We start from the raw sequence: 25,321 nt of genomic DNA on the forward strand, positions 1-25,321 counted from the left end.
ACTTGCTTTCTCGACCGTGGGACTGGGTCTGGAGTGACGGTCGTTTCACTCCAGATTTGAATCTCACGGCTAAGTTGTTAAGCCCCGTCCCGATGACCCTTTCGGATCACCAGGACGGGGGATTTCCGTACTGCCGGGAGCGTTGGCAGGTACGGAGCTGAGGGGTTAGCTGCCGTTTCCGTTGCCAACCTTGGTTCCGGGGACGCGGCCACGGGTGCCGCGTGCGTCTTCCAGAACCTTGGGCATGTCGGGGGCGAGCTTGTTGAACTCCTCCACGGTGACGTACATGTCGCGCTTCTTGTTGTCGGGCATCGTGATTTCGAGGATCACCAGCTCATCACTGATGTCCTTGAACTGGCCCAACTCGGAAGCGAGTACATCCAGCGCCTTCGGCTGGTCGATAGCCGGGTGCTGTCGGACGACGACTGCGGCGAACTGCTTGTCGGTTCCCTGCTTACCGCTGAGGTCTGAGACCTTCTGACTGACGATTGCCATCTTTCTGCTCCACTCGGTGTTTCGGTGCCCGGTCAAGGCTTTTTCCTTGTCCGCACTCTTATTAAGCCAAAATGATTTGGAGGAGCGCTTGAGAAGTTTGGTGGCTAAAGACTGATGGCGTATAATTAGTCACATAAGCGGAGAATGATCCAGTGGAACCAATTTTTGACCTTGCCGAATACGTTAGAGAGCAGGCAGCAAGCAGCGGCGTCTCTGAGTTTGTCGAAGACGCCGCTATCTTGGCACAAGCGGCCGATTTAACGGCCTCGATCATCGAGCAAGACTAGTACTTGAACTTAATGCGCACTTTTGACGGATCGAACCGCCACGATTTTCCTGTTGCTTCATGTGTCCAGAGCGGGCGGGGGTCTGTCGGCTCCACAGGGTCAATGATGATTTCCTCAACTATCAGGCCGATGTAGACGCGTTGCTGCGCGAAGTCGGCCTTACCGAATGCCTCTTTCACGCCGCCAGTTGTAATGGCGGCGACCATCTGTCCTGCTGCGCTGTGTTCCAGCTTGGCGTTCACGGTCTTGAGTTCGGCTTGCATGGCTGTTTTCATCCGCAGCATAGAAGCGAGATCTAGTCCTTCGGTACCCTTGGTCCAGGCATCTTCCAGTTCATTCAAGCGGCCTTGAAGCTGCTGGGCTTTGTCGATGAGCTTGCCAAGCTCATCGTTCTTGCTGTCTTCTTGGTAGGAACGGCGAAGTGCATGGATGAATCCTGGTGAGTCGTAGCGGTAGAGCACTGCGTCAGTGACGAGTAGTTCTATCGGCTCGGCAAGGCGGCGAAGGCCGCAGCCAACCTTGTCACCGTATTGGTCATGCGTGTTGCACCGGTACGCCGTTATTGGGCCTTGTCCATCATCGCGGCAATGCCCTGACATCTTGTTCGCGCACTTTCCGCATTTACACCATCCGGTCAAGAGGTAGGAACGGGCATCTGCCCCCTTTAGCTGCTCATTCGCCTTGAGGATGGCCATAGCTTTTTCCCACTTCTTACGATCCTTGATGATCGCTGGGTAAGCACCAGGGTACTCACGCCCTTTGTACACCCTGATGCCCACAAGGTGCTTGCTGGAAATGGTCTGACGCAGGGTTGTTACCGTAAACGGCTTTCCTCCTACGCGGACGACGCCACGCTTTTTGAGATCGCGGACAATCGACATCAGCGGCCAACCCTGCACAACCCGATCAATCGTCTCGTTAAGAATTTCCGCTTCGTGCTCAACGATGTCAACGCCCACGCTACCCGTGTTGGTGACGCGCCCAAATTGGTCTTTGATAGCGCGCACTCGGCCGTAACGCGGAGGGCCGCCATGGTAGCGACCCTGTTCCGCTACCTTGCGCTTGTTCCGTTTGATGCGGTCAGACTTTGTGCCAGATTCGCGACTAGCGCCAACCACGGCGTCGTAGAAATCATGCACACCGGTTGACGTCTTGAGGTCAAACGTCTTTCCCTCGGTGGTCATGATGATTACGCCGCCAGCAGCCTGCGCAAGTTTGACGAAGTCCACCGCTACCTCGACAACGCGAGTAAGGCGCGAAACCTCCGTGACGACGATTAGCCATAGCCGACGCTGACGAACGGCTTCGCACATCGCGATGAAGCCTGGTCGTTCTTTGGTGCTGTACTCGGACGCTGAAATGTTGTCGTCCGAAAAGAAGAGGCCTTCATCTATCGGCCACGCCTGGTCATCGAAGCACAGACGAATATCGCCAAGTTGATTGGCGACGCTTTCACTGAGACCGTTCCGGTTCATCGAAACGCGGGCGAGACCACCGCGTCCGTCCGGGGATTCCTTGATCTTTGTGGCCCATGCGATTTCCGCTGTGAGCATTTTTGTGCACTCCGCTTACTTATGTCCGTATTATACGGAATTGGAGTGCTATTCGCAATACTGGCGCCCGCGAATCTGGAGGTGCGCTCGGCCCTGGTGCCCGACGCGCACGGCGGGAACATGGACACACCGGAGATGCGGGCGGGCGTGACCTGCTTCCTCGGCGTGAACGTGGAGGGCGCGCTGCTCAGCCTGGGCGACGGACACGCCCGCCAAGGCGAGGGCGAGACCTGCGGGGTCGCTGTCGAGTGCGCGATGAACACAGTCGTCATCGTCGAGCTGCTCAAGGGGATCGCCACCCCGTGGCCGCGCATCGAATCGGACACGCACATCATCTCGACGGGCTCGGCTCGTCCGTTGGAGGACGCGTTCCGGATATCCCAGCTCGACCTGGTGCAGTGGCTGGTGCGCGACTACGGGTTCAGCGAGCTGGACGCGTACCAGTTCGCGACCCAGGCCGTGGAGTCACCGCTGGCCAACGTGTGCGACACGAACTACACGTGCGTGGCCAAGCTCCGCAAGCAGTGGCTGCCGACGCGCGAGACTCACCGCGGAGTGCACGCGCGACTGCGGGAGACCGCGGCCACGCTGCTGGGCTGAGCGGCCCGCCACACCCCACGGCCGAAAGACACGTCACGACCGAAAGGCGCGGCTCGATGGAGCAAGCGAGACCGAGCACCACCCGGCGACGGTTCCTGAAGGGCACCGCACTCGCCGCCGTCCCGTACGCGTTACTCCCCGACACACGGGCCGGTGCGCAGTCCCTGGCCGTCGACTACCCGGGCGCCGAATGGCAGCCTGCGACCACCTCCAACTACACGGTGTCCGACCGCCCCGCCTCATACGCCGTGAACCGGGTGGTCATCCACGTCACGCAGGAGACGTACACGGACACGCTCGCCATCTTCAAGAACCCGCAGAAGAAAGTGTCGGCGCACTATCTGGTGCGCTCCGCGGACGGTCATGTGGCGCAGTGCGTCCGGGAGGCCAATGTCGCCTGGCACGCGGGGAACTGGAGCTACAACACGCGCAGCATCGGCATCGAGCACGAGGGGTGGGTGGACAAACCGGCCTGGTTCACCGACGCGCTGTACGAACAGTCCGCGAGACTCACGGCGGCGATCTGCGCCAAGTACGGCATCGCCAAGGACCGGGCGCACATCATCGGGCACTACGAGGTGCCGGGGACGGACCACACCGATCCCGGTCCCAACTGGGACTGGACGCGGTACATGAGGCTGGTCAACTTCGCCTGAAGGCGACCCGTTCAGCGTCGTTGCGGTCGGCCCCGTCGAAAAGGTTGTCCGCGCGCGTACCCGGAGTGACGATGTCCCCAACCGCATCGCCCTTCGAGGAGGCCCAGTTGACCGATCCGTGGGTGGCCCTCGAACCGGGGGCCGACCCTGCCGAGCACGCGCGGATGCTGCGTCGCGCGCACGAGACGTTCACCGAGAAGGGCACGGTGCCCCGGCCGGTGCGTTCGGTGGTGGCCGAGTCGTGGCGGCGTTCCAGGCGGGCGGGGGTGGGGCCCGACGGCACGGCGAGTGTGGATCTCACGGACGGTGACCTCGGCGCCTACCGGGCCGAGCATCCGCTCGCGCGGGTGATGCCGCTGTTCCGTGAGCTCATGGGGACGTTCGCGGCCGACGGCGAGCATCTGCTCGCGGTGTGCGACGCGCAGGGCAGGCTGCTGTGGGTCGAGGGGCATGCGTCGACCCGGCGTGAGGCCGGGCTGATGAACTTCGTGCCGGGTGCCCGTTGGGCGGAGACGGCGATGGGGACGAACGCGCCGGGGACGGCGGTGGCGGTCGACCGGCCGGTGCAGGTCTTCGCCGCCGAGCACTTCGCCCGGCGGGTGCAGCCCTGGACGTGCGCGGCGGCTCCGGTGCACGATCCGCGCACCGGGCGGGTGCTCGGTGCCGTGGACATCACCGGCGGGGACGGGCTCGCGCATCCGCACAGTCTGGGGTTCGTGCAGGCGGTCGCGCGGGCGGCGGAGAGCCAGTTGGCGCTGCTCGCACCGGAGTGGCCCGCGGCGGACACGCTGGAGCTGACGGCGCTGGGCCGTGACGAGGCGCACCTGGTCACGGGCGGGCACGCGATCAGGCTCAGCCGGCGGCACAGCGAGATACTCGTGCTGCTCGCCCGCCATCCGGAGGGGCTGACCGGCGACGAGTTGCTGTGCGCGCTGTACGAGGACGAGTCGGTGACGCCGGTGACGCTGCGCGCCGAACTGGCCCGGTTGCGCAGGGTCCTGGGACCCGGGCTGCTCGATTCGCGGCCGTACCGGCTCACCGTGCCGGTGGAGTGTGACGTCACCACCGTCGAGCGGCGGCTGGAGACGGGGGCGGTCACGGCCGCCGCGACGGCGTACGCCGGGCCTTTGCTGCCCGGGTCGCAGGCCCCGGCGGTGGTGCGGCTCAGGCACCGCCTCGCCGACGGACTGCGTACGGCGTTGATCGCCCGCCGCGATCCCGACCTGCTGTCCGACTGGGCGCACGCGCCGTGGGGCGAGGACGACCTCGACGTGTGGCGGGCGCTGTCCGTGGTCCGGCCGACGGCGGCGGTCCGGGCGCGACTGGCGGCGCTGGAGTCCGAGTTGGCGGCGCCGGCGGACTGGACGGGGACCTCGTCGCGCCGGGGCGGTCGGACACCGTAGGGGACCGGGCAGCGCCGGGGCGGTTGGGCAGTGTGGGACATGTGCGGCGCCGGGGTCGTGGGCACCGTAGGAGATGCGCGGCACCGGGCCGACGCCAGCCCCCGTTTGCAGAGGGGGTGCCGAACGGGCCTGCCGTAAGGGCGCGTTGGCGTGTGACACGGCACGGCAACGTAGTTGCAACGTCCTCGCTCCTAGCGTCCCGAGGAACGCTGCCCAACGGCGGGCGGCGGTGCTGAAGGAGGCCGACCAGCATGACCCGTTACGCGGCGCCCGGTACAGAGGGCGCGATCGTCTCCTACCAGGCGCGCTACGACCACTTCATCGGCGGCGAGTACGTGCCGCCGGCACGGGGGCAGTACTTCGAGAACCCGTCACCGGTGAACGGGCAGTCCTTCACCGAGATCGCGCGCGGCACGGCCGAGGACGTGGAGCGGGCCCTGGACGCGGCGCACGCGGCCGCGCCGGGCTGGGGCCGTACGTCGGTGACGGCGCGCGCGGACATCCTGCTGAAGATCGCCGACCGGATGGAGACCAACCTCGAAGCGCTGGCGGTCGCCGAGAGCTGGGAGAACGGCAAGCCGGTGCGCGAGACGCTGGCGGCCGACATCCCGCTGGCCATCGACCACTTCCGGTACTTCGCGGGCGCGATCCGCGCGCAGGAGGGTTCGGTCGGCGAGCTGGACGACGACACGGTGGCGTACCACTTCCACGAGCCGCTGGGTGTGGTCGCGCAGATCATCCCGTGGAACTTCCCCATCCTGATGGCCACGTGGAAGCTGGCGCCCGCCCTCGCCGCGGGCAACGCGGTCGTCATCAAGCCGGCCGAGCAGACCCCGGCGTCCATCCACTACTGGATGAGCCTGATCGCCGACCTGCTGCCGCCGGGTGTGGTGAACATCGTCAACGGCTTCGGCGTCGAGGCGGGCAAGCCGCTCGCGTCGAGTCCGCGGGTGGCGAAGGTGGCGTTCACGGGTGAGACCACGACGGGGCGGCTGATCATGCAGTACGCCTCCGAGAACATCAAGCCGGTCACGCTGGAGCTCGGCGGCAAGTCGCCGAACATCTTCTTCGACGACGTGTGGGCGCAGAACGACGACTTCCGCGACAAGGCGCTCGAAGGCTTCACGATGTTCGCGCTCAACCAGGGCGAGGTGTGCACGTGCCCCTCGCGGGCGCTCGTCCAGCGCGGCCACTACGCCGAGTTCATGGAGGCGGCCGTCGCCCGCACCGAGCTGATCAAGCCGGGCCACCCGCTGGACACCGACACGATGATCGGCGCCCAGGCCTCCAACGACCAGCTGGAGAAGATCCTCTCCTACCTGGACATCGGCCGACAGGAGGGCGCGCGCGTACTCACCGGCGGCGAACGCATCGACCACGACGGTGAGTTGAAGGGCGGCTACTACGTCCAGCCGACCATCTTCGAGGGCGACAACCGTATGCGGATCTTCCAGGAGGAGATCTTCGGTCCGGTCGTCTCCGTGACGTCCTTCGACGACTTCGACGACGCCATCAAGCTCGCCAACGACACGCTGTACGGCCTCGGTGCGGGTGTGTGGACGCGGGACATCAACACGGCGTACCGCGCGGGCCGTTCGATCCAGGCGGGCCGCGTCTGGACCAACTGCTACCACGCGTACCCGGCGCACGCGGCGTTCGGCGGCTACAAGCAGTCGGGCATCGGACGCGAGAACCACAAGATGATGCTGGAGCACTACCAGCAGACGAAGAACCTGCTCGTTTCCTACAGCCCGAAGAAGCTCGGGTTCTTCTAGAGCCCGAAGGAAGTCGGTTGCCTGGAGGCATCATTGCGCTCCAGGCAACCTGGAGGCGCTCCGGGTCGTAGGAGAAGGAGTGGCGGTACGTGTCGCCGAAGCCGATCAGCTCCAGCACCCGGCCGTCGAACGTGAGCAGGGTGGTGTCGCTCGCCAGCACTTCGTACGGCCGTGTCGTCACGGTGTCACCCCGTCTCCCGCGTAGAGGTAGCGGCCGGGGTTGGCGGGGTCCGCGATCAGGAGTACCTGGTCACCGGCACGAGGGATGCGCAGTTTCGACACGATGGTCTGGAGCGTGATCGGGTCGGCGGTGACCCCGGTCAGCTGGAGGACCAGGTTGACGACCGGGTCGAAGTTGACCATCTTGCCGGTGTCGCCGATGGACACGACGACGGCGGGGACCGTCGGCACTCCCATGGCGAGCAGCTGCTGCACGGTGGCACCGGACTGGTACGCGCCGAGCGACTGCTGGAGCTTGGCGTAGTCCTCGCTGCCGAGCGTCGCGCGCGTCATCCGGCCGTAGAAACCCTTGCCGCCTGCCACCTGCTCCGCGATCTTGGCGGCCTTCTCCTCGCGGCTCTTGCCCTTGCCGAAGATTCCCATGCTGTGCCTGCCCTTCCGGTCCGTTCTGCCTGGTGGTGTGGACACTAGGAGGCGGGCAGCGCCTACCGATCCCAGGTTCGACCACCAGTTCTCACAGGACGTACGCTCTGATCATGTCGTCCCCGAGCCGGCCGCCGACCGGCGAGCGCCGTCCGCGCGCCATGGTCATCGACCGGGCTTGGCGCGGCCTCGGGCCGGGTCCTCAAGCGCTGAGCGGGCCCGGTGGCGCGCCGCTGACCCGGACGATCAAGCTGATCGTGCTGCCGCTGATCGTCCGGCCCGCGCTGCGTCCGGAACTCGCCGCCGACTTCCTCGACGCGCGGGAGGCGGTGCAACTCGACGCGCTGATACGGGAGTCCGGTGCGGTTCTGGAGGCGACCGCACTGTGGTTCACCCTGCTGAAGAAGACCCGCCGGGCACTGGGGATCGTGGCGGGCAACCCCCAGGACCTGTACTTCCAGCGGTGCTTCGAGCTGGCGACCGAGCACGGGGCGCCGGGGCCCGGCGCGGACGCGGTGGCGAGGGCGGTACTCGAAGACGTCGTGGACGCTTCCGGCGGACGGACGGTGGAGGCGCTGAGGGAGCATCTGGCGGACGCCGCCCGGCGCGCCCGGCTCGACGCCGAGCTGGCAGCGGCGTGGGACGGACGCGAAGCGGTACCGGGTGCCATCGATACGGGCCTGGCGGCCGAAGTTCTCGAGAGCTGCGGTGCGGCGGGGACGGCGGGAGCTGATGCGCCTGCCTTCGCCGCCATGGTCCGTGCCGGGCACGGAAGCCTGCTCGGGCGAGCCCTGTGGGCGGCGCACCCGGCCGACGTCTGGGACCGCGCCGACGTACCCCCGCACCTAGGACTGACCGCACACCGCGTGCCCCCGCGCCCCGAGGTCGGCCGGAGCGCCTCGACCGCCACCCTCCCCGCGCCGTTCGACCGCACGCTCTTCGAACGGCTCTTCACCGTGCTCCAGGCATCGGCCCACCGCGAGCAACTGCCGACCGTGCCCGAGCTCGTACGGCGAGAAGCCGGCCGCAGCTGCGCCCCGCTCGGCCTGTACGACGAGAGCCTGCGCGTCACCGTCGTGCTCGGCGGCCGACTCGCTGTGGGCCTCGATCCGCTGGGTCTCGATCCGCTGAGCGCCGGGACCTCCGTGGCGGGGTCGACGGCGGCACACCGCATCGTCAACAGCCGCTGGCAGCGGGAGGCTTCGGTCCTCCGGGCCCGCAGGATGACCGTCTCCCCGCGCCCCGACCCGGACGGCGGTGTGCTGAACGCCCTCGCCCAGGACCTGCGCACCCCGTGGACCGCGTACATGCGGCGCCTGTGGGTACGGCTGCACGGGCGCGACGTCCGCGACGCGGCACTGCCCGACGCGGCAGCGGCCTGGGGCGTGCTCGACGGGGTCGCCCGCTCGGTGATGATGGACCACCGAGCACGAGTCCGTACGGCACTGCGCACCCTGTCGGCGACCGCCACGACCGCCACGACCGCCACGATCACCGCCGAGCCGAGGAGCGCGTGATGCCTGAACGGCGCTGTGCCATCACCCGGGCCGAGGACGGCGTCATACGGATCGACGGCCCGGCTGCCGGGCCCGCCTTCACCCGGGCCGTTCTCGATGTCGCGGGCGCCGTCCTGACCTGGCCCGTGCTGGGCCCAACAGGTCTGCCGACAGCGGAGATCCACGACGTGGGGCAGGCCCAGCAATGGCTGTGGGCGGTCTACGGCGAGGGTACGGCCGCCGCTGTCGACGCCCTCGCGTCCGGAGCCCCAGAAGCCGAGCCAACCCTCCACGAGCAGCCGACCGCCCTCGCCGAGGCCGCCGCCCGCCTCGCCCTCGGGCACTGGGCGGCCCGCTGGTGGCCGACGTCGTACCTGGACGGGATTCCCGCGCTCGAACCGGACGTACTCGGCCTTGAGTTGGCCGCACTGACCCACGAATGCCAGCGACTCTTCGATGAAGTGGGCGAGTTGGAGGGCGCCGAACTGCTGGAGGAGCACCTTGCCGCGCTCGACCCACTGATCCATTGGCGGCGGTCGGCGGCCCCGCCCCGCCAACTGGACCGTGTCCTACGGCTGATCGACGACGCGGCCGACAACGCCGGGCTGGACGGGGAGTCACTACGCCACCTCCGGTCGGCCCAGGAACAGGACCACAGGCCGACCGCCACCACCGCCACGCCACTCGACCTCGCCGAACTCTTCGTACGGCAGCAGGAGTTCGCCCTCGCGGCAGGCACTCCCCGCACCGCGACCGGCCGCGTGGTCGCCCGGGGCTCGGGGACCAACGACTGGTGCCGCTATCCGCCCGGCTTCGTCGACGCCGCCGAGAACGCCGTGTCCTGGACCGCGTACGCGCTCGGCGCCGGGCGACGGATCGAGGTCGAGGTCGTCGCCGACATCGCGGCCCCCATGGGCGGGGTGCACCTCGCGGCGGAGGTCCGCGTGGACGGCGGCCCGCCGAACCGCGTGCTGCTGCCCAGGCAGGAGGACCTGTGGGCCGGCCGGGCGGACCTGGACATCCCGGCCTCGACGACACCGGGCATCGAAGTCGGCATCCTGCTGCCCGGGTTCGACCCGGGACGGGGCGCCGATGACCGTGCGGCACGTGAGGCGGTACGAGCCCTGGCCCGGCACCGGCTCGGCGTCGCGGCGACACCGCACGACAGCGAGACCGCACAGGCACCGCACGACAGCGAGGCCGCACACCCGGACCACCCCTTCCTCGCCGAGATCGTGGCCGCCACCGCCGTGGAGGAGGACTTCTAACCCATGCCGGAAGAGCCGGAAGCCCCTCAAGCCCCTCAAGGCCCGCAAGGCCCTCAAGACGCGGCGGAACAGGAAGAGCAGGCAGCGGCGCTCAGCTACGGCGAGCCCTTCGACAGCGGCTTCGCGCTCGCCGAACACCATCAACTCACCCCGGATCTCCCGGCCGCGCTGGCCGTCTACGGTGAACTCCTCGCCATGGCCGAGTCGTTCGAGGACTCCCCCGACGTACAGCTCCTGCGCGGGCACCTGTTGTCCGACATCGGGACGGTTCAGCTCGCGGCCACGGATCTGCCCGGGGCGGGCCTCTCCATCGGGCAATCCCTCGAACTGGTGCGGGGCATCGCGTCCGTGCCGATGGGACCGAACGGCCGCCAACTGTGGCTGGAAGTCCTGCTGAAGACACTCCTGGCCAGGGTCGAACTGCTGCGCAGGACCGGGCAGTTCGACGAGGCGCAGGAAGCGATGGACGAGGCGACGGCCCTGCTGTCCGAGTTCGACGACCCCGAGGGGCTGCGCACCGCCGAGATCGGCCTGAGCCGGGTGCATCTGCTCATGGACCGCAGCGCGTGGGGCGCGGCCGAGGAACTGGCCTCCGCGCTGCTGGCCGACGCGCCGCCGGCCGAGCCGTATCTGCTGGACTGCCTGGGGGTCGTCTGCGCCTCGACCGTTCGGTTCGAGCAGGCGGAAGACTACTTCGCCCGCGCGGAAGAGGCCTATCTGGCGCTGGGCCACCACGCGGGGCGCCAACAGGTGCTCTCCCACCGGGCGTACGCGGCGCTGCGGGCCGGCGACCTCGACCGCGCGGAGGAGTTGTACGCGCGGGCCGCCGAGATCTTCGAACGGCAGGGCCAGGCCGAGGACTTGGCGGTCTGCGAACAGGCCCGTGCCGCCATCGCCGCACACCGCGGGGACGCGGCAGGCGCCGCCGCTCTGACGGCGTCCAGCCTGGCCCGCTTCCAGCAGGTGGGTGCCTCGATCGCCGCCGCCGACACCATGCTGCTGGGCGCCCGGCACGCGTACGAACGGGGCGACATCGAGGAGATGAAGCGGCTGGCCCAGGGCGCGCGGGACGTGTATCAGGAGCGCGGGGTGTACGAGCGGTGCGCCCAAGTGGACCTGATGCTCGCGCAAACCCTTGAGGACAACCTGAACCGGACCGACCACGGCGTCCACGAACGCACTTCGCTCGCCAACGCGCTCTCCCTCGCTCTGCCCGCCGCCCTGGCTCTGGAGGCGGCCCGCTACGACTTCGCCACCGCCCACGCCCGCAGCCAGTGGCTCCAACTGGCGGACGAAGCCATGCAGTTGGTCTTCCGCCTGGCCCTCCGTGGCAACGACCAGGGGCTGATCTTCGAGCTGGTGGAACACCGGTGCGCGGGCGCCTCCCTGGCGCTGAGCCGTACGTCCACCACCGACAAGGCGGCGGCAGTCTTCCCGGAGGCCGCCATGAAAACGGGCGCCGCCATGAAGACGTACGCCCCCGATGACGGCGCTCCCCTGACGCTGGGCGGCATCGCGGCCGAGGCCGCCGCCTCCGTCGGTCTGCGGGTCGCACCGCCGCCGAAGATCGTGATGTCGGCGCAGGCGGGCGGCCGTACCGCGCTCCAGGAGTACGTCCAGGCAGCCGAGTTCCGCTATCACCGGCGGATCGTGAGCGAGGAAGAGGTGCCGTTCTGTCCGCCGACGATCTGACCGACCTGAACCGTCCGGTGGTCCAGGTCCGCCTCGCCGACGCCGGTGATCTGCACATGACCTGGACGTGGACCCGTGGGGCGCAGGGCTTCGGCACCGGGTACGCCCCGGGGGCCGACGTGGACGAGGCGATCCGCGCGCTGGCCGCCGAACTGCCGGGCGGGGGTGCGGAGGGCATGCGGCGCGTGTTCGCGTCCGGCGCGCTGGCCACGTACGAGGGAGAGCTCCGCCTCTCCCGCATGCTGGCCGAGGTGCTGTGGCCGCCGGGCCTGACCGACCAGATCCGCCAGGTGTCGGCCCAGCTGGGCCGTCCGCTGATGCGGCTCCAGCCGTCGCCCCGGGTCGCCCAGGTCCCGTGGGAGCTGCTGGCCGTGGACGGTGACGACAGCGACGTACGGCTGATCGACCTCGTGGACATCGCCACCACGGCGCCGGCATCGCTACGACGCGCGGGCACCACCCCGGCCGATCAGGACCCGGACTCGGACGCCGTGGTTCTTGTCCTGGATCCCCGTGTCCCCGGCTTCCGCGCCGACTCCCCGCTCGGCTCGGTCCTGGGGCAGCCCGGCTCGGACCCGGCGCTGCTGTCCCTCGTGCGGCGGAGGCTCGACGCGGGCACCGTCGTACCGTCCGTCGCCACCCCCGCCGAGGCCTTCCGTCGCAGCGACCTCGACCGTGACTGGCTGGGCGAGGCGCTGCGCAAAGGTGCCCGGCGTCTGATGTACGTCGGTCACGTCAGCGGCGCCCCGGTCGAGGGCGGGCAGAGCGAGGACGTCACCCTTCATCTGTGCTGCGGCCCCGAGACCACGGGGATGGCCAAACCGGTGCGCACCCACCGCCCGTTGTCCGCCAAGGACCTTCTCCTGGGCACGCTCCCGCTGCGCGCGGACGGCGTACCGGGCGCTCACCTCTGGCCCGCACCACCGCGCGTCGCGCTGATCGCCTGCGAGAGCGGCGGCGATCTGCGCTTCGCGGAGTCCTTCGGCCTGGCGACGGCGATGATCCACAACGGCGCCCACCTGGTCACCGCCACCCGCTGGGTGCTCCCCACCAGCTTCGCCTTCCACCGTCTGGCCGGTCTCCCGGAGTCCGTACGGCCGCTCACGGAGGCCGTGGTCGCCGTGGACGCGGCCCACGAGGACCACGACCCGGTCCGCCATCTCGGCACCTGGCAACGACAGTTGCTCGACCAGTGGCGCGCCGACGGCCGGATCGAGCACTCGCCCCTCCTCTGGGCGGCCTTGACCTGCATCGTCAGGTGAGGGGCCAGGGGTGGTGGAGGCAGTACGCGCCCATCCCGATCGCGGCGGTCCCGGCGACCAGCAGAGTGGCGATGAACCTGATGTTCCATGTGCGCTCATGGCGTTCGTGGTCGGGGTCGGCGGTGAGGAGGGACGGGTCGGCGGGCGCGTAACGGACGGGGATGTCGCGGCCGAGGGACCTGGCGATGTTCCGGATGCCCTGCGTGCACAGCGCGGTGACCTCGACGCCCTCGTGGGTGGTGAAGGCGACGACGGAGGCGTGGCTGACGCTCTCGCCGCCTTCGCCGTCGGAGTGGAGGTCCCTGGTGACGGCGACCACGCGGCCCTGGACGGTGACGCCCGCGGCGAGTTGGGCGGCGCGGGCGCGGACATACTCGCTGTCCCGGCTCAACGCGGCGACGAGCAGCAGCAGTCCGCCGACGCAGATCAGCCCCCACTGCCAGCCCCACGCGAAGAACGACTGGACGACCAGCCCCAACACCAGAAGGATCACCATACAGTTCGGCCCACCGGTCCCGGAGGTCCGCCCCTCGCTGTCCAGCATGAGGTAGAACCGCTCCGGCCGCCGCCGCGGAAACCGGACCGGGAACTCCTGTCCCACCCAGGCCACCAGCACCCGGTCGCCACGCCTGTTCTCGTGCCGGAGCCTGAACTCCCGCCCGGTGCCGGGGTCCTGGTACACGATCGTCACCGGTATCCCGTGGTTCCCCGATTCACCGTGTCCCGGCGGATGCACCTCCACGACCCGAGCCGTCACCCACACCGCCCGCTGCGGCCGGGTCAGCCCGGCCAGCGAACACGCGTAACCGGCCAACGCCAGCCCTGCGGGCACCGTCCACCACAGCCCGAGCATCGTCTGAAGGTCCATGCGGCGAGGTTCTCGCCGCCGGGACTCCTACCGATCACAAGTTACGGAGATCGCCTCGGCGCAGGCGATGTCCGCCGCGCCCCGCTCGAGGATGTCACGGTCGACCGTCGGCTGACCATCGTCCGGCCCAGCCTCTCGAACATCGGCATCGCCGCCCAATCTCGTGGTGTCAGCGCGCGGCGCGCTTGACCAGGGCGGCCGTCTCCGCGGGCCGCGCGATCATCGCGACATGCGAGGTGTCGGCCTCGAAGGTGTGCGCGCCGGCCCGGCGCGCCATGAACCGCTGCGCCGCCGGGGGCAGCACCTGGTCGTCGCGGCCCACGAGATACCAGGACGGAACGGTCTTCCAAGCCGGTGCGCCGGACGGCTCCCCGAGGGTGCGCACGTCCGCCGGCCGCTGGCCGGCCCACATCAGCTCGGTGGTCGCCTTCGGCAGGTCCCCGGCGAACACGTCGTGGAAGAACTCCTTCTTGATGTAGCCGTCGACGAGGCCCTCACCGTAGGGGCGGAAGTCCAGCGCCGCCTCGCTGAGCCTGCTGCCCGGGTACTTCGTCTGCAGGCCCAGCAGCGTCTCGCCCTGATCGGGTACGAACGCGGCCACGTAGACCAGCGCCTTCACGTTCGGGTTGCCGGTCGCGGCGTTCGTGACGACGATGCCGCCGTAGGAGTGCGCGACGAGGACGAGCGGGCCGCTGAGGGTCGCGAGGATGCCGGCCAGATAGGCGGAGTCGGAGGCCACACCGCGCAGCGGGTTGGGCGGTGCGATGACCGGATAGCCGTCGCGGACGAGCCGGGCGGCGACCCCGTTCCAGCCGGAGGCGTCGGCGAACGCGCCGTGCACGAGGACCACGGTGGGCTTCCGGCCGCTGCCACTGCCGCTTCCGGTGTGTGCCTGTGCGGCGGGCGCGTCGAGTGCGGCGCCCACCACGGCCGCGGCGGATCCGGCCAACAGCGCTCTGCGAGTTGTCGTCATCGTTGTACGCCCTTCGGTATCCGGTGTTCTCGTCGATGAACGTAGAGCCGGTTACTTGACGGGCACTGAACACGGATCCGGGCGCCCTACAGGGGCTGCTTCACTGTCAGTTCCGTATGCGCGTGCTCGTCCAGGGTGTACCGGCGTTGCAGCACGATGGCGATCGTCATGAGCACGGTCGGCACCAAGGTGAAGCCGTAGCGGACGGCCGCCAGCGCGCCGGAGGACTGCGTGGTGTGCTCGCCCGCGCTGCTGGCCACGAACCCGCCCGCGGCCAGGCAGGCCGAGTACACGTACGGCCCCAACGCGCCGCCGGTGGCCTCGGCGGCGGTCCACACACCGGTGTAACTGCCCGCACTGGCGCTGCCGGCCGGCCCGGCGGCGGAGACGACGTCGGGCACCATCGACAGCGGCAGGAGCTGCATCGCGGCGAACGCGACGCCCAGCACCGCCACGGCCGCGATCAGCAGGGGCAGGCCGGACGCGCGACCCAGGGCCAGCACCGACGAGCCCGCCACGAACGCGGCCTGGGCGACGAGCAGACTGCGCTGCTTGCCCAGACGCCGGGCCACCACCACCCACAGGGGCGTGGTCAGCACCGCGGGCGCCATGAACGCCGCGATGAGCACGGACGTGAGCTCGGCGCGGCCCAGCTCGTACTCGGCGAAGTACGGCATGCCCGCCAGTACCAGGTTCATCGTGATCGCGACGGTCAGATAGGACGCGGTCAGCGCACGGAACTGCCGGTCGCGCAACGCCACCAGCAGCCCGCCCCGGTGCCCCGGCTCGGCAGAGGTGCCCGGCGCGGCTTGGTTGAGGCGGGCCACGCCGCTGATGCCGACGAGCATCGCCGCGACCATGACCGCCCCGAACAGCAGGGCCATTCTCGTGTAGTCGCCGACGCCCGGTTCGTCGCCGGTGACCAGCGGCGCGGCCACGCCGGCGAGCAGGACGCTCACGATGATCACGACACTGCGGTAGCCCATGAGGCGGGTCCGCTCGTGGTAACCGATGCCCAGGTCGGCCGGTGTGGCGAGGTAGGAGACCTGATAGCAGGAGTAGAGCAGGTTGCCGACCACGAGCGCCACGGCCACCCATATCGCGGCGGTCGTCCCGTGCAGGTCCGACGGCACGGCGAACAGGGCCACGAAGGCGAGCACCACGACACAGCCGACCAGCATCGGTCTCCGGCGGTGGCCGGTGCCGGCCAGGTCGGCATCGGAGAGCCGGCCCACCCACGGGTGCGTCACGATGTCGGCGACATTCGGCAGCAGCAGCGCGAGACCGGCCGTGTACGGCGGCACGGCCAGGACGTCGGTGAGGAAGTACAGCAGGAAGATGCCCGGCACGGTGACCCAGATGCCCATGCCGATCGAACCGGTGGCGAACGGGACGAGTGCGCGCAGGGGGAGCCGAACGTCGGCCATGAGCCGCCTCCAGGAGATCCGCGGTAGGGGACTGTCGTTGCTCGCAGGCGTCCTCAGAAGGCCAGGGCCAGCCGGCGTACGGCCTCCCGCAGTTCCTCCGGAGTGCGGTCGCTGTAGGACAGCCGCAGGTGCCGGGCCGAGGACCGCCCCCGGGGATCCGCCGCGTCCGCCGCGAAGTACTCGCCCGGCTGGTAGACCACGCCGTTGGCAGCCGCCCGCCGGAACAGCGCGGCGGGGTCCACGGAGTCGTCGGTGAGCCGCGGCCAGAGGAACAGCCCGCCTTCGGGGGCCACGATGTCGAGGGCGCCCGGGAGTTGTTCCCGCAGGGCGTCGACCAGCACGCCGGCGCGTTCCCGGTAGAGCGCGGTGGCGTCGCGCACGATCCCGTCGAACCACTCGGCGTCGTCGGTGAGCAGCCGTTCGATGATCGCCTGGGTCACGGAGGACGTGTGTACGTCCAGGCGGTTGCGCAGCCGGGTCACCGGGTCCACCAGGTGGTCCGGCAGCACCAGCCAGCCCACGCGCCAGCCGGGGCCGAGGGTCTTGGTGAAGGAGTTGACGTGGATCGCCCGGTCCGACCGGTTGAAGACCGCGACGCCCTGGTCCTGGCCGCGGAAGCGCAGTTCGCGGTACGGATTGTCGACGATCACGTAGAAGCCGTACCGCTCGGCGAGTTCGATCAGTGCCTGCCGCTTCGGCGCCGAGAGACTGACCTGGGCGGGGTTGTGGAAGTCGGGCACGGTGTAGGCCGCGGCGATCCGGGCGCCGGTGGCGAGCCGTCGGGCGAGGTGTTCGACATCGAAGCCGTCGGCCATGACCGGTACCGGCAGGATCCGTGTCGTCGACACCTCCAGGGCCCACAGGAACCCCGGGAACACCGGATCGTCCACCGCGACGGTGGCATCGCGCTCGACGACGGTCAGGACCGCCAGGGAGAGGCCGTGCATGCCGCCGTTCGTCACCACGATCCGGCTCGGGTCGACGCCCTCCCGTCGCGCGATCCAGTCGCACAGCGCGGCGGATCCGCGCGGCGGTGCGTACTGGAGGCTCGCCATCGCAGCGTCGGGGGCCTGCCACAGCTGGGCCGATGCCTTGCCGATCGCCTCGACCGGCAGGGCCGTGGGCGCGGGGATGCCGCCCAGCAGGCGAATGGTTCCGGGGGCCGGGGCGGCGAAGCTGGCGTCGACGAAGCCCTTCGGCGCCGAGAGCCCACGGGCCAGGGCCGTCAGCCCGCTCTGCTCCTCATCAGGATCTGCGGTCATGCGTCGCCTCCAGGTCCTGAGAGAGTTGTTCGGCTCGCCGTGCGAACAGGTGCGCCTCGCGTGCGGTGGAGTGCGCGCGGGCCCGTTCGGCGGCGGCCCGGACAGCGGGGTGCGGTGCGCCGCGGGCCTGCAGCAGGCGTGCCCTCAGCAGCAGGAGGAGCCCTTCGGCGTAACGCTGGCCGAAGTCCCATATGGCCCGGTCGGCTCGGTCGAGAGCGGCTTCGGCTCGATCGGGCGATCCGGCTGCCAGCCACATCTCGGCGATCAGCGCGTAGTGGTAGGCGATGCCCCATTGCGGCGGATCGAGCAGGTGGGCGGCGAGGAGTTCCTCGGCCTCGGTCGCGGCGCCGGCCGGATCCTCACCGGTGAGGGCGCGTGCCCAGCACCAGAACTGCCGGATGTAGAGGTCGATGTGGGCGCGGAGCCGCACGAAGCCGGCGGCGGCCCACCGCTCACCGGCTCGCCGCGCCGTTTCGGCGTCCCCGGCCATCGAAGTGATCATGGTCGTGTAGTAGACCCAGACCGAGGCCGCGTACGGGTCCCCCGGGGTGTCCCAGGTGTCGACGAAGGCCAGCGCCGCGTCGACATCACCGTGCAGCGCGGTCATGACGGCCCGCCAGCCGGGCCCCTCCCCGGGAATGCTGCCGTCCCGCCTCAGCGGTGTCTCCTCGTCCGGGGCGACGGTGCCGCCGACGGCGGCGACGTCCTCCTTGACGAAGGACCGGTACGCCTCGCCGATGTTGCCGATGTCCCACTGATGCAGGCCCCAGGCGTGCCGGCCGTAGCGTCGGACGGCCGGATCGGAGGACACCTGACCGAGCTCGTGCAGCCGGCGGGCCAACTCCCCGCGGCCCTTCTCGATGGAGGTGTAGGCACCCATCATGCGGATGAAGAGGAAATCCGCGGCTTCCGCCTCCCGGCCGAGGGTGCTGGCCAGGTATTCGGCCCGCTCCAGCAGGTCGAAGGTCGAGGCGTCGTACCCCGCCTGTCGTCTGACGACGATGGCGAGCAGCGTGAGGGCGGAGAACTCCAGCTCCATGAGTCCGGAAGCCCGGGTGACCTGTACGGCGGAGCGCAGTTGTCGATTGGCGGATTCGAAGGCGAGTTTGGCTGCCGCGCGGCGGCCGGCGCGGATCAGCGCCTCCGCGACGCGCACGGGCTCGGCGAGGGGGCCGGCGGCCCACAGGTGGTACGCGAGGCGCTCGGCGACGTCCTCGTCGTCGGCGTGGATCTGTTCGAGCGCGTCCGCGACACGCAGATGCAACTGCGTGACCTGCCCCTTCGTCGCGGTCTCGGAGACCGACTCGCGCACCAGGTCGTGCGCGAAGCGGAGCGAGGACGGGTCCTGCGGTCCGGGTTCGAGCAGCCCGAGAGTGTGCAGCGGTTCCAGGCGGTGGAGGCAGTCCGCGACGTCCACACCGGTGGCCCGGGACAGCAGTCTGAGGTCGACGTCGCGGCCGATGAGCGCGGCCACGTGCAGCAGGTCGCGGGCGCGGTCGTCGAGCCCGGCCATCCGGTCGCGGACGACGTCGTGGACGGTGGAGGGGACCGTGGCCGAGGCGGACGGGTCGCCGTCGCCGATCGCGCCGTTCCCGCTGAGGAGCCGGGAGAGTTCACGGACGAAGAAGGGATTGCCGGAGGTACGGGCGTGGATGGCGCGGGCGACGGCGTCGCCGGGATCCTGGCCGGCCTCGTGGCGGACGAGTTCGGCCACGTCGGCCGGACCGAGCGGACCGAGCCGGAACCTCCGGTGACCGGGCAGCCGGCTGGCGGCGGCCAGCACTCGCGAGAGGTCCGGGCCGAGTGTGGGTGCGCGGTCGCGTAACGCGCCGATGATCGCGGCGCCCTGGGGCAGCCGTCCCGCCAGGTGCTGCAGCAACTGCAGGGAGGTGATGTCGGCCCACTGGAGATCGTCGAGTATCAGGAGTGTCGGCCGCCGCGCCGAGGCCTGTCCGACGAGGGCGACGACCTGCTCGAACAGCCGGAACTGGGCGTTGCCGTCAGGGAGTTCCCGGGTCCCGTCGTCCCGCGCCACGAGGAGGCTGCCCAGCCCGCCGGTGAGCCATTGCTCGCTCGCCGGAGCGGGCAGACTGCGGACGACCTGGCTCAGTGCCTGCTCCCACGGCCACATCGCCGGTGTCCCGTCGCCTTCCAGACAGGAGCCCCAGACGGTGAGCGCGCCCAGCCGGCCCGCCACGGCGGCTGCCTCCTCCAGCAGCCGGGTCTTGCCCGCGCCCGGTTCGCCTTCGACGACGCCGATCGCGGTGTCGCCGGCGAGTGCGCGCTCCACGATGCGCCGCAGCGTGGCGAGTTCCTCGGTCCGACCGATCATGGTGGCCGCCGTGGTTCGCCCTGCCTCCTCGTCCGTCTCCCGCGCGAGCGGCGACGCCGGGGACTGCGTGAGAATCCGCCGCTGTGCTTCCTCCAGCGCCGGACCCGGGTCGATGCCGAGTTCCTCGGAGAGCCGGTCGCGGACCTGCCGAAACATGGCCAGTGCCTCCGCCTGGCGTCCGGCGGCGCCGAGCACGCCGACGAGACCGGCCAGCACGGGTTCGTTGAACGGTGCCATCGACGCGGCCAGTCGCAGGGCCGCGAGCACCCGCTCCGGTTGGCCCATCGAGACGGCGAGCTCCGCCGCCGCCGTGCACGCGTCGTAGAACTCGTTGTCGAGTGCGGTGAAGACCGTCGTGGTGTTCGTCCCGTCGGCGATGCCGTCGCCCGCCGGACCGTGCCAGAGCCCGAGCGCTCCGACGTAGTGATCGAGGGCCGCCTCGTGATCGTGCCGGGTCAGCGCGGCCCTGGCGGCATCGACGAATTCTCGAAATACGACGAGGTCCAGCGTGGCGGAGCCTGCGGTGAACAGGTAGGAATTGCCGCGCCGGTGGAGGAACGAGCCGGCTTCGCGGACGGGCAGCAGAGGCTCGAACAGCCGTCGCAGCGCGCCGACGTACTTCTGGAGAATGTTCACAGCCGACGCCGGGACGTCCTCGGCCCAGACCAGGTCGACCAACTCGCTCGTGCTGATCGGCTCGCCCGCGCGGGCGAGCAGGACCGCGAGCAGGTACGACTGCTGCCGCGGCCCGGTGTCCAGTTCGACGCCGTCCCGCCATATCCGCAGCGGACCGAGTACCTGGAGGCGCAGATGTCCGCCGGAGGAAGCCAAGCCCACCCCTACCCCTACTCACGGCCCGACCACGTTCGACTGCGGCATATTCATTTTACGGTTGCTCCGCGGCCCGGGTCCATGCGTCGAGGCGGCCGGCGGGCGGTGTTGTCGTGGCGGCACGAGGTTCCCGACAGGCAGGCCGGCGACCTCGCTCACCGGCGGTCGACGTCATGAACGCGGATCGCCGGCTCGCCGGCCGCCCGTCCTACTGACCGATCACCAGGTCCCCGGTGGGCAGTGTCTGACAGGCCAGCCGCCAGCCCGCCGCCAACTCGTCGGCGGAGAACATCCCCCGGTCGTCGCTCTCGTAGGCGCCGGAGACCACCCGTACCCGACAGGTACCGCAAGCGCCTTCGCCGCACGACTGGGGCAACGCGACGCCGACGGCGTTGGCGGCGTCGAGGACCGACTGCCCGGGGCCGCACGGGAACGCCGGAGTGCCGTCCACCCTGCCGATCATGAACTCGGTGACACCGGCCGCCACGGCGGCGACCGCGATGGCGTGCGCCTTCTCCCGGCGGGTCTCCTTGCTCCGGCCGGACACGAACGCCTCGGTGCGGACGGCTGCTCGCGGCACCCCGAGTTCTGCCAGGCGGCCGATCAGATCCTGCATCATGGGCGCCGGCCCGCACAGGTGCACGCGGGTCGTCGGGCCCGCGTGGGGCAGCAACTCGTCGAAGCCCATGCGCCGTTGCCGGTCGGTCGCGAAGACCGACACCTCAAGTCCCGGCAGCCGGAACCGCAGTGCTTCGATCTCCGGCCCGAACACCACCTCGTCCTCGCTCCGGTAGCTCGCCAGCAGGACGATCCGCCCCGTGTGGCCGGCGTCGGCGGCCGCGAGCAGGACGCTCATCAGCGGGGTGATCCCGACGCCCCCGGCGATGAGCAGGAGGGGGTCCGCCTGCGTGCCCGGCTCCCAGGTGAACTCCCCGTGCGGGCCGCTCACCCGCACCGCGGACCCCACCTCCACCTCCTCATGCAGGAACCCCGAGCCCAGCCCGTCCGGCTCGTGCTTCACGGCGATCTCGACGAAGCCGCTCTCCCCGGGACTGCTGCAGATCGAGTACGACCGTTCGATCGGCTCGACGGCGACGGGCAGTTCGACCTTCACGTACTGTCCGGCGGCGAACGAGAACGGCATCGCGCCCCCGTCCAGGGGCTCGAAGCGGATCCGCCGGACCGTCGGGGTCAGCACCTCGACGCCGGCCACGCGCAGATACCCCTCCCAGGGCGTGGCCGGATCCCGGGTCACCCCGCCGGCGCGGACGGCCCGCCACATCGTCCCGAGCTGCCGCGGCTTCAGGACCGCGTTCGCCGCCATCAGCCCGCCCGCCAGCGCCCCCACCACGCCGGAACCCCAGGCGTCCTGCCCGGCCACGAACAGACCCTTGACCGGGGTACGGCATCCCGCCCGCGCCGAGCGCAGCCGCTGGGGAGTCGCCGCGAGGCCGTAGAAGGAGCCCAGCACGCTGTGCTGATAGGTCTCGAACGACAGCGGTGTCGCCAGTTCGGCGAATGCGATCGTCTCCCGGAAACCGGGCCACCGTTCTTCCAGGCGGGCGATCAGCCGACCGGTCAGCTCGTCCTTGAACTTCCGGTAGCTGTCCGGCCGTTCGTTCCCGGGCGTGCCGCGCCACTGGTCGACCACCTTCGGATCGACGAGTTCCAGCAGCTCCACCGTGTGGAACCGGGCGGCGGGGTTGTTGAGCGAGGCGAAGGAGACGTACAGCGTGCCTTCGCCCGGAGGGCGATGGATGCTGCCGTTGTCGTCGAGGTCCGGCATGAACCAGTGGTTCTCGCCGCGCAGCCCGAACTCGGCCGGTGACCGGTCCAGTCCGAGGAACAGCATGACCGCCGACCGCTCCTCGGGCAGCTCCGCCAGTTCGTGGCTCTTCCCGATCAGGGCGTACGTGTTACGCACCCCGGCCGCCGAGACGACGGTGTCCGTCCGCACCCGGTACCGGCGGCCGGTGGCGGTGTCCTCGACATCGACGCCCACCACCTTGCCCCTCTCGACGACGACCTCATGAACCCGCTGCCGGGAGCGCAGCACCACGCCGTACCGCGCGAGGATCTCCAGAACGACCCGGTTGAGCTCCTGCGGGCCGCCCACGGGATGTGCGGTGCCGTCCATGAAGAAGGTCAGCGGGACCGCGGCGTGATAGCCGAAGGCGCTCGATGCCGGCGGAGTGCCGTAGAGCCCCCAGCGCGCGGCCAGCACGGCCCGCAGCTGCGGATCGCGGAAGCCGCGGGCGACCTGGTCCCGCAACAACCGGTACGCCGAGGGGAAGAGCCGCTCGACGACGGGCGCACCCGCCTTGCGCAGCCCTGCGGGGAACGACGCGAGGACATTGCGCACGGTCAGCCCGGCCATGGCCCTGCGCGTGGTCCGGAAGAATCGGTCGATCGCGTCGGACTCGGCAGGGAACCGTTCCTTCAGACGCGCACGGAACCGTTCCTTCGTGGCGGGCACGGTGAAGTCGAACCCCGGGAAGTGCAGTGCGTCGTACTCGTCCGGCAGGGGCGAGAGCTGCGCCCTTCCGTCTGTCATGAACCCGAGGAACGGGCCGGCGTCCGCGCTCATGTAATGCAGCCCGGTCCCGAACCGGTAGCGCCCGGCGCGGGAGAACTCGTGGGTCATCCCGCCGAGCGTGTAGTGCTGTTCGAGGACGAGCACACGCTTCCCGCCGAACTGCGCGATCGTGCGCGCCGCCGCGAGACCGCCCATACCCGACCCGATCACCACCACGTCGGCTTCTTCGTCCGACACCATCGGCACCCCCCAGTCAGCTGTCCTCCGAGGCGCTCAGATTGGCCGAACCGGCTTGACGGCGACTGAATGACCAGGGAAGTCCCCCCGGAACCAGGTCCCGGCCTCATTCCTTTTCCGTCCAGTGCGACGCCATAGCTTTGCGTCGATCCGCACGCCCGAGGAAAGGCTGGTCCATGGAGAACGGGAAACCGACGATCGTGCTCGTACACGGAGCCTTCGCCGACAGCAGCGGTTTCAACGCCGTCGCCAAGCGGCTTGTCGCCGACGGCCATTCAGTGGTCGCCGCGCCGAATCCCCTTCGAGGGCTCGCCTTTGACGCGGCCAATGTCAGGGCATTGCTGGACAGCATCGGGGGACCGATCGTGCTGGTCGGGCACTCGTACGGCGGTGCGGTCATCTCCACCGCCGCCGAGGGAAACGCGAACGTGAAGGCACTGGTCTATCTGGCGGCGTTCGTGCCGGAGACGGGCGAGAGCGCGCAAGCACTGGTCGAGAAGTTCCCGGGCAGCACAGTGGGCGAATCCCTCAAACCTGTTCCGCTGCCCGACGGTCAGGTCGACCTGTACATCGACCCGAAGGTCTTTCATCCCCATTTCGCCGCCGACGTGTCGGCAGAGGAAGCAACCCTCTACTCGATCACGCAACGCCCGGCCACCGGCGCCGCCCTGGGCGAGCCCGCCACCGGTCCGCAGGCATGGCACACGATCCCGAACTACAACCTGATCAGCGGCGCCGACCGGATCATTCCTCCGGCGACGCAGGAGTTCATGGCCCAGCGCTCCGGCGCGAAGACCCAGGTGGTCGAGGGTGCTTCGCACATGGTGTTCGTCTCACGGCCGGGCGCGACGGTGGGCCTCATCGAGACAGCCGTACAGGAAACGCAGGAGGCGTGATGCACAAGAACGAAAAGGCCATGAGGTGGGGCTTGCGGATCCACCTGTTCTGGTACGTCATCGCCAATGTGGCCCAGGTGGTGCTGTGGGGAATTCTCACACCCGACCTGTTCTTCTGGCCCTTGTGGTCGATTCTGGGCTGGGGCATCGGGCTGGCGATCCACTTCTGGGTGATTCGTGCGAAATCCCGAGCGCTCGTCCGGCCGTGAAACAGAGGAGATCCATGTCCGAGAAAGTAGTTCCGGGCCGTCAGACCTCCGCCGCCGAAGGCGACATCGTCGTCTTCCACATAGGGCTGCGGATCAACCGGCTGCGAGCATTCTCCAGTTGGTTCCCGGCATTCAGGTCGATGCCGCGCATGCTGCGTGAACTGTCGGAGGACAAGGACAGCGGGTTCCTCGGCTACAAGGTGCTCTACGGCAGCCTCCGAGACTTCTACGTCGTCCAGTACTGGACCGACAAGGAGCGGCTCCTCGCCTACGCCCACCAGCAGGACAGGGAACACCGGCCCGCGTGGACGGAGTTCAACCGGCGAGCACGCGCCGGAAAGGGTCATGTCGGTATCTGGCACGAGACGTTCATCGTCCCGTCGGGCTCCTACGAATCGGTGTACGTCGACATGCCCGCGTACGGCCTCGGTGCCGCGACAGGTGTCGTACCGGTCGGCCGTCGCGGAGACACCGCGGCCCAGCGTCTGCGGGCGGCAGAGAGGTAGGCGTCCGCTCCACGAGGACCGCTCACGCCGAGACCCGAAGAAGCTGGGCTCCCTCTAGACCCGAGAGGTCCACGACGGGTCACGGCCGAGCTGATCGCGGAGGAGCTGCGGCGGCTGGACCCGGACGACACGTACGCCTCGGCGCTGCGGTTCG

Annotated in this window: 19 protein-coding genes and 1 pseudogene; 11 read left to right on the forward strand and 9 right to left on the reverse strand. The window is 69.6% G+C overall.

Annotated elements, in window-relative coordinates; genetic code table 11:
• Positions 1 to 165 precede the first annotated feature (165 nt).
• Together ACWDR3_RS37700 and ACWDR3_RS37705 are read right to left on the reverse strand one after the other, a co-directional pair.
• Entirely contained in the window at positions 166 to 495 is a 330-nt protein-coding gene (locus ACWDR3_RS37700) for a hypothetical protein (protein WP_450357086.1), read from the reverse strand.
• A 283-nt stretch (positions 496 to 778) separates the two neighbouring features.
• Positions 779 to 2,335: a recombinase family protein gene (locus ACWDR3_RS37705; protein WP_450357087.1), complete on the reverse strand. Its 1,557-nt coding sequence runs from the start codon at positions 2,333 to 2,335 to the stop codon at positions 779 to 781.
• 60 nt (positions 2,336 to 2,395) lie between these two features.
• On the opposite strand from ACWDR3_RS37705, the pseudogene ACWDR3_RS37710 reads away from it, so the two are divergent.
• From ACWDR3_RS37710 to adh, 4 genes and pseudogenes are all read left to right on the forward strand, one after another.
• A pseudogene (locus tag ACWDR3_RS37710) lies at positions 2,396 to 2,935 on the forward strand (acetamidase/formamidase family protein); the annotation flags it as partial.
• Positions 2,936 to 2,991: 56 nt separating this feature from the next.
• Entirely contained in the window at positions 2,992 to 3,591 is a 600-nt protein-coding gene (locus tag ACWDR3_RS37715) for an N-acetylmuramoyl-L-alanine amidase (RefSeq protein ID WP_450357088.1), read from the forward strand.
• Positions 3,592 to 3,662: 71 nt separating this feature from the next.
• On the forward strand, positions 3,663 to 4,994 hold the full coding sequence (locus tag ACWDR3_RS37720; RefSeq protein ID WP_450357089.1) for a GAF domain-containing protein: 1,332 nt from the start codon (positions 3,663 to 3,665) through the stop codon (positions 4,992 to 4,994).
• 251 nt (positions 4,995 to 5,245) lie between these two features.
• Positions 5,246 to 6,769, forward strand: a complete 1,524-nt coding sequence (gene adh / locus ACWDR3_RS37725; RefSeq protein ID WP_450357090.1) for an aldehyde dehydrogenase — start codon at positions 5,246 to 5,248, stop codon at positions 6,767 to 6,769.
• A gap of 177 nt (positions 6,770 to 6,946) precedes the next feature.
• Here adh and ACWDR3_RS37730 read toward each other — a convergent pair whose 3' ends face one another.
• Positions 6,947 to 7,372 carry a hypothetical protein gene (locus ACWDR3_RS37730; RefSeq protein WP_450357091.1) on the reverse strand — a complete coding sequence of 142 codons (426 nt, stop codon included), beginning with the start codon at positions 7,370 to 7,372 and terminating at the stop codon, positions 6,947 to 6,949.
• Positions 7,373 to 7,485: 113 nt separating this feature from the next.
• On the opposite strand from ACWDR3_RS37730, the gene ACWDR3_RS37735 reads away from it, so the two are divergent.
• From ACWDR3_RS37735 to ACWDR3_RS37750, 4 genes are read left to right on the forward strand one after another with little or no spacing between them, the layout of a single operon-like run.
• Positions 7,486 to 8,889 (forward strand): hypothetical protein, encoded by a 1,404-nt coding sequence (locus ACWDR3_RS37735; protein ID WP_450357092.1) that lies wholly within the window; start codon positions 7,486 to 7,488, stop codon positions 8,887 to 8,889.
• Positions 8,889 to 10,136: a hypothetical protein gene (locus tag ACWDR3_RS37740; RefSeq protein ID WP_450357093.1), complete on the forward strand. Its 1,248-nt coding sequence runs from the start codon at positions 8,889 to 8,891 to the stop codon at positions 10,134 to 10,136. Before ACWDR3_RS37735 ends, ACWDR3_RS37740 begins: the two co-directional genes overlap by 1 nt.
• Before the next feature lie 3 nt (positions 10,137 to 10,139).
• A complete protein-coding gene (locus ACWDR3_RS37745; protein WP_450357094.1) occupies positions 10,140 to 11,828 on the forward strand; it encodes a tetratricopeptide repeat protein in 1,689 nt (562 codons plus the stop codon).
• A 17-nt stretch (positions 11,829 to 11,845) separates the two neighbouring features.
• Positions 11,846 to 13,090 carry a CHAT domain-containing protein gene (locus ACWDR3_RS37750; protein WP_450357095.1) on the forward strand — a complete coding sequence of 415 codons (1,245 nt, stop codon included), beginning with the start codon at positions 11,846 to 11,848 and terminating at the stop codon, positions 13,088 to 13,090.
• Here the strand turns inward: ACWDR3_RS37750 and ACWDR3_RS37755 are convergent.
• The 6 genes from ACWDR3_RS37755 to ACWDR3_RS37780 all read right to left on the reverse strand — a co-directional run bounded on the left by ACWDR3_RS37755 (position 13,083) and on the right by ACWDR3_RS37780 (position 23,556).
• Positions 13,083 to 13,958: a DUF3592 domain-containing protein gene (locus ACWDR3_RS37755; protein ID WP_450357096.1), complete on the reverse strand. Its 876-nt coding sequence runs from the start codon at positions 13,956 to 13,958 to the stop codon at positions 13,083 to 13,085. The two genes, ACWDR3_RS37750 and ACWDR3_RS37755, sit on opposite strands and share 8 nt — an antisense overlap.
• Before the next feature lie 169 nt (positions 13,959 to 14,127).
• The gene (locus tag ACWDR3_RS37760) at positions 14,128 to 14,931 is read right to left on the reverse strand and encodes an alpha/beta fold hydrolase (RefSeq protein ID WP_450357097.1); all 804 of its coding nucleotides are present in this window, start codon (positions 14,929 to 14,931) and stop codon (positions 14,128 to 14,130) included.
• 86 nt (positions 14,932 to 15,017) lie between these two features.
• Positions 15,018 to 16,358 (reverse strand): MFS transporter, encoded by a 1,341-nt coding sequence (locus tag ACWDR3_RS37765; protein WP_450357098.1) that lies wholly within the window; start codon positions 16,356 to 16,358, stop codon positions 15,018 to 15,020.
• Positions 16,359 to 16,411: 53 nt separating this feature from the next.
• The gene (locus ACWDR3_RS37770) at positions 16,412 to 17,620 is read right to left on the reverse strand and encodes an aminotransferase-like domain-containing protein (protein ID WP_450357099.1); all 1,209 of its coding nucleotides are present in this window, start codon (positions 17,618 to 17,620) and stop codon (positions 16,412 to 16,414) included.
• A complete protein-coding gene (locus ACWDR3_RS37775; RefSeq protein ID WP_450357100.1) occupies positions 17,604 to 20,783 on the reverse strand; it encodes an ATP-binding protein in 3,180 nt (1,059 codons plus the stop codon). Before ACWDR3_RS37775 ends, ACWDR3_RS37770 begins: the two co-directional genes overlap by 17 nt.
• 208 nt (positions 20,784 to 20,991) lie before the next feature.
• Entirely contained in the window at positions 20,992 to 23,556 is a 2,565-nt protein-coding gene (locus ACWDR3_RS37780; RefSeq protein WP_450357101.1) for an FAD-dependent oxidoreductase, read from the reverse strand.
• Between the two features lie 176 nt (positions 23,557 to 23,732).
• Between ACWDR3_RS37780 and ACWDR3_RS37785 the strand changes: the two genes are divergently transcribed.
• Genes ACWDR3_RS37785 through ACWDR3_RS37795 form a run of 3 tightly spaced genes read left to right on the forward strand, consistent with a single transcriptional unit; the run spans position 23,733 to position 25,167 of the window.
• The gene (locus tag ACWDR3_RS37785; protein WP_450357102.1) at positions 23,733 to 24,452 is read left to right on the forward strand and encodes an alpha/beta fold hydrolase; all 720 of its coding nucleotides are present in this window, start codon (positions 23,733 to 23,735) and stop codon (positions 24,450 to 24,452) included.
• Positions 24,452 to 24,661: a 2TM domain-containing protein gene (locus tag ACWDR3_RS37790; protein ID WP_450357103.1), complete on the forward strand. Its 210-nt coding sequence runs from the start codon at positions 24,452 to 24,454 to the stop codon at positions 24,659 to 24,661. Before ACWDR3_RS37785 ends, ACWDR3_RS37790 begins: the two co-directional genes overlap by 1 nt.
• Before the next feature lie 14 nt (positions 24,662 to 24,675).
• The gene (locus ACWDR3_RS37795) at positions 24,676 to 25,167 is read left to right on the forward strand and encodes a DUF4188 domain-containing protein (protein ID WP_450357104.1); all 492 of its coding nucleotides are present in this window, start codon (positions 24,676 to 24,678) and stop codon (positions 25,165 to 25,167) included.
• The last annotated feature ends 154 nt before the right edge of the window (positions 25,168 to 25,321 follow it).

This window comes from Streptomyces sp. NPDC001002 (genome assembly GCF_053599215.1).

Bases quoted from the DNA above. Each gene is read 5' to 3' on its own strand.
- ACWDR3_RS37700 (WP_450357086.1), bottom strand. From the start codon at position 495: ATGGCAATCGTCAGTCAGAAGGTCTCAGACCTCAGCGGTAAGCAGGGA.
- ACWDR3_RS37705 (WP_450357087.1), bottom strand. From the start codon at position 2,335: ATGCTCACAGCGGAAATCGCATGGGCCACAAAGATCAAGGAATCCCCG.
- ACWDR3_RS37715 (WP_450357088.1), top strand. From the start codon at position 2,992: ATGGAGCAAGCGAGACCGAGCACCACCCGGCGACGGTTCCTGAAGGGC.
- ACWDR3_RS37720 (WP_450357089.1), top strand. From the start codon at position 3,663: ATGTCCCCAACCGCATCGCCCTTCGAGGAGGCCCAGTTGACCGATCCG.
- adh (WP_450357090.1), top strand. From the start codon at position 5,246: ATGACCCGTTACGCGGCGCCCGGTACAGAGGGCGCGATCGTCTCCTAC.
- ACWDR3_RS37730 (WP_450357091.1), bottom strand. From the start codon at position 7,372: ATGGGAATCTTCGGCAAGGGCAAGAGCCGCGAGGAGAAGGCCGCCAAG.
- ACWDR3_RS37735 (WP_450357092.1), top strand. From the start codon at position 7,486: ATGTCGTCCCCGAGCCGGCCGCCGACCGGCGAGCGCCGTCCGCGCGCC.
- ACWDR3_RS37740 (WP_450357093.1), top strand. From the start codon at position 8,889: ATGCCTGAACGGCGCTGTGCCATCACCCGGGCCGAGGACGGCGTCATA.
- ACWDR3_RS37745 (WP_450357094.1), top strand. From the start codon at position 10,140: ATGCCGGAAGAGCCGGAAGCCCCTCAAGCCCCTCAAGGCCCGCAAGGC.
- ACWDR3_RS37755 (WP_450357096.1), bottom strand. From the start codon at position 13,958: ATGGACCTTCAGACGATGCTCGGGCTGTGGTGGACGGTGCCCGCAGGG.
- ACWDR3_RS37760 (WP_450357097.1), bottom strand. From the start codon at position 14,931: ATGACGACAACTCGCAGAGCGCTGTTGGCCGGATCCGCCGCGGCCGTG.
- ACWDR3_RS37765 (WP_450357098.1), bottom strand. From the start codon at position 16,358: ATGGCCGACGTTCGGCTCCCCCTGCGCGCACTCGTCCCGTTCGCCACC.
- ACWDR3_RS37770 (WP_450357099.1), bottom strand. From the start codon at position 17,620: ATGACCGCAGATCCTGATGAGGAGCAGAGCGGGCTGACGGCCCTGGCC.
- ACWDR3_RS37785 (WP_450357102.1), top strand. From the start codon at position 23,733: ATGGAGAACGGGAAACCGACGATCGTGCTCGTACACGGAGCCTTCGCC.
- ACWDR3_RS37790 (WP_450357103.1), top strand. From the start codon at position 24,452: ATGCACAAGAACGAAAAGGCCATGAGGTGGGGCTTGCGGATCCACCTG.
- ACWDR3_RS37795 (WP_450357104.1), top strand. From the start codon at position 24,676: ATGTCCGAGAAAGTAGTTCCGGGCCGTCAGACCTCCGCCGCCGAAGGC.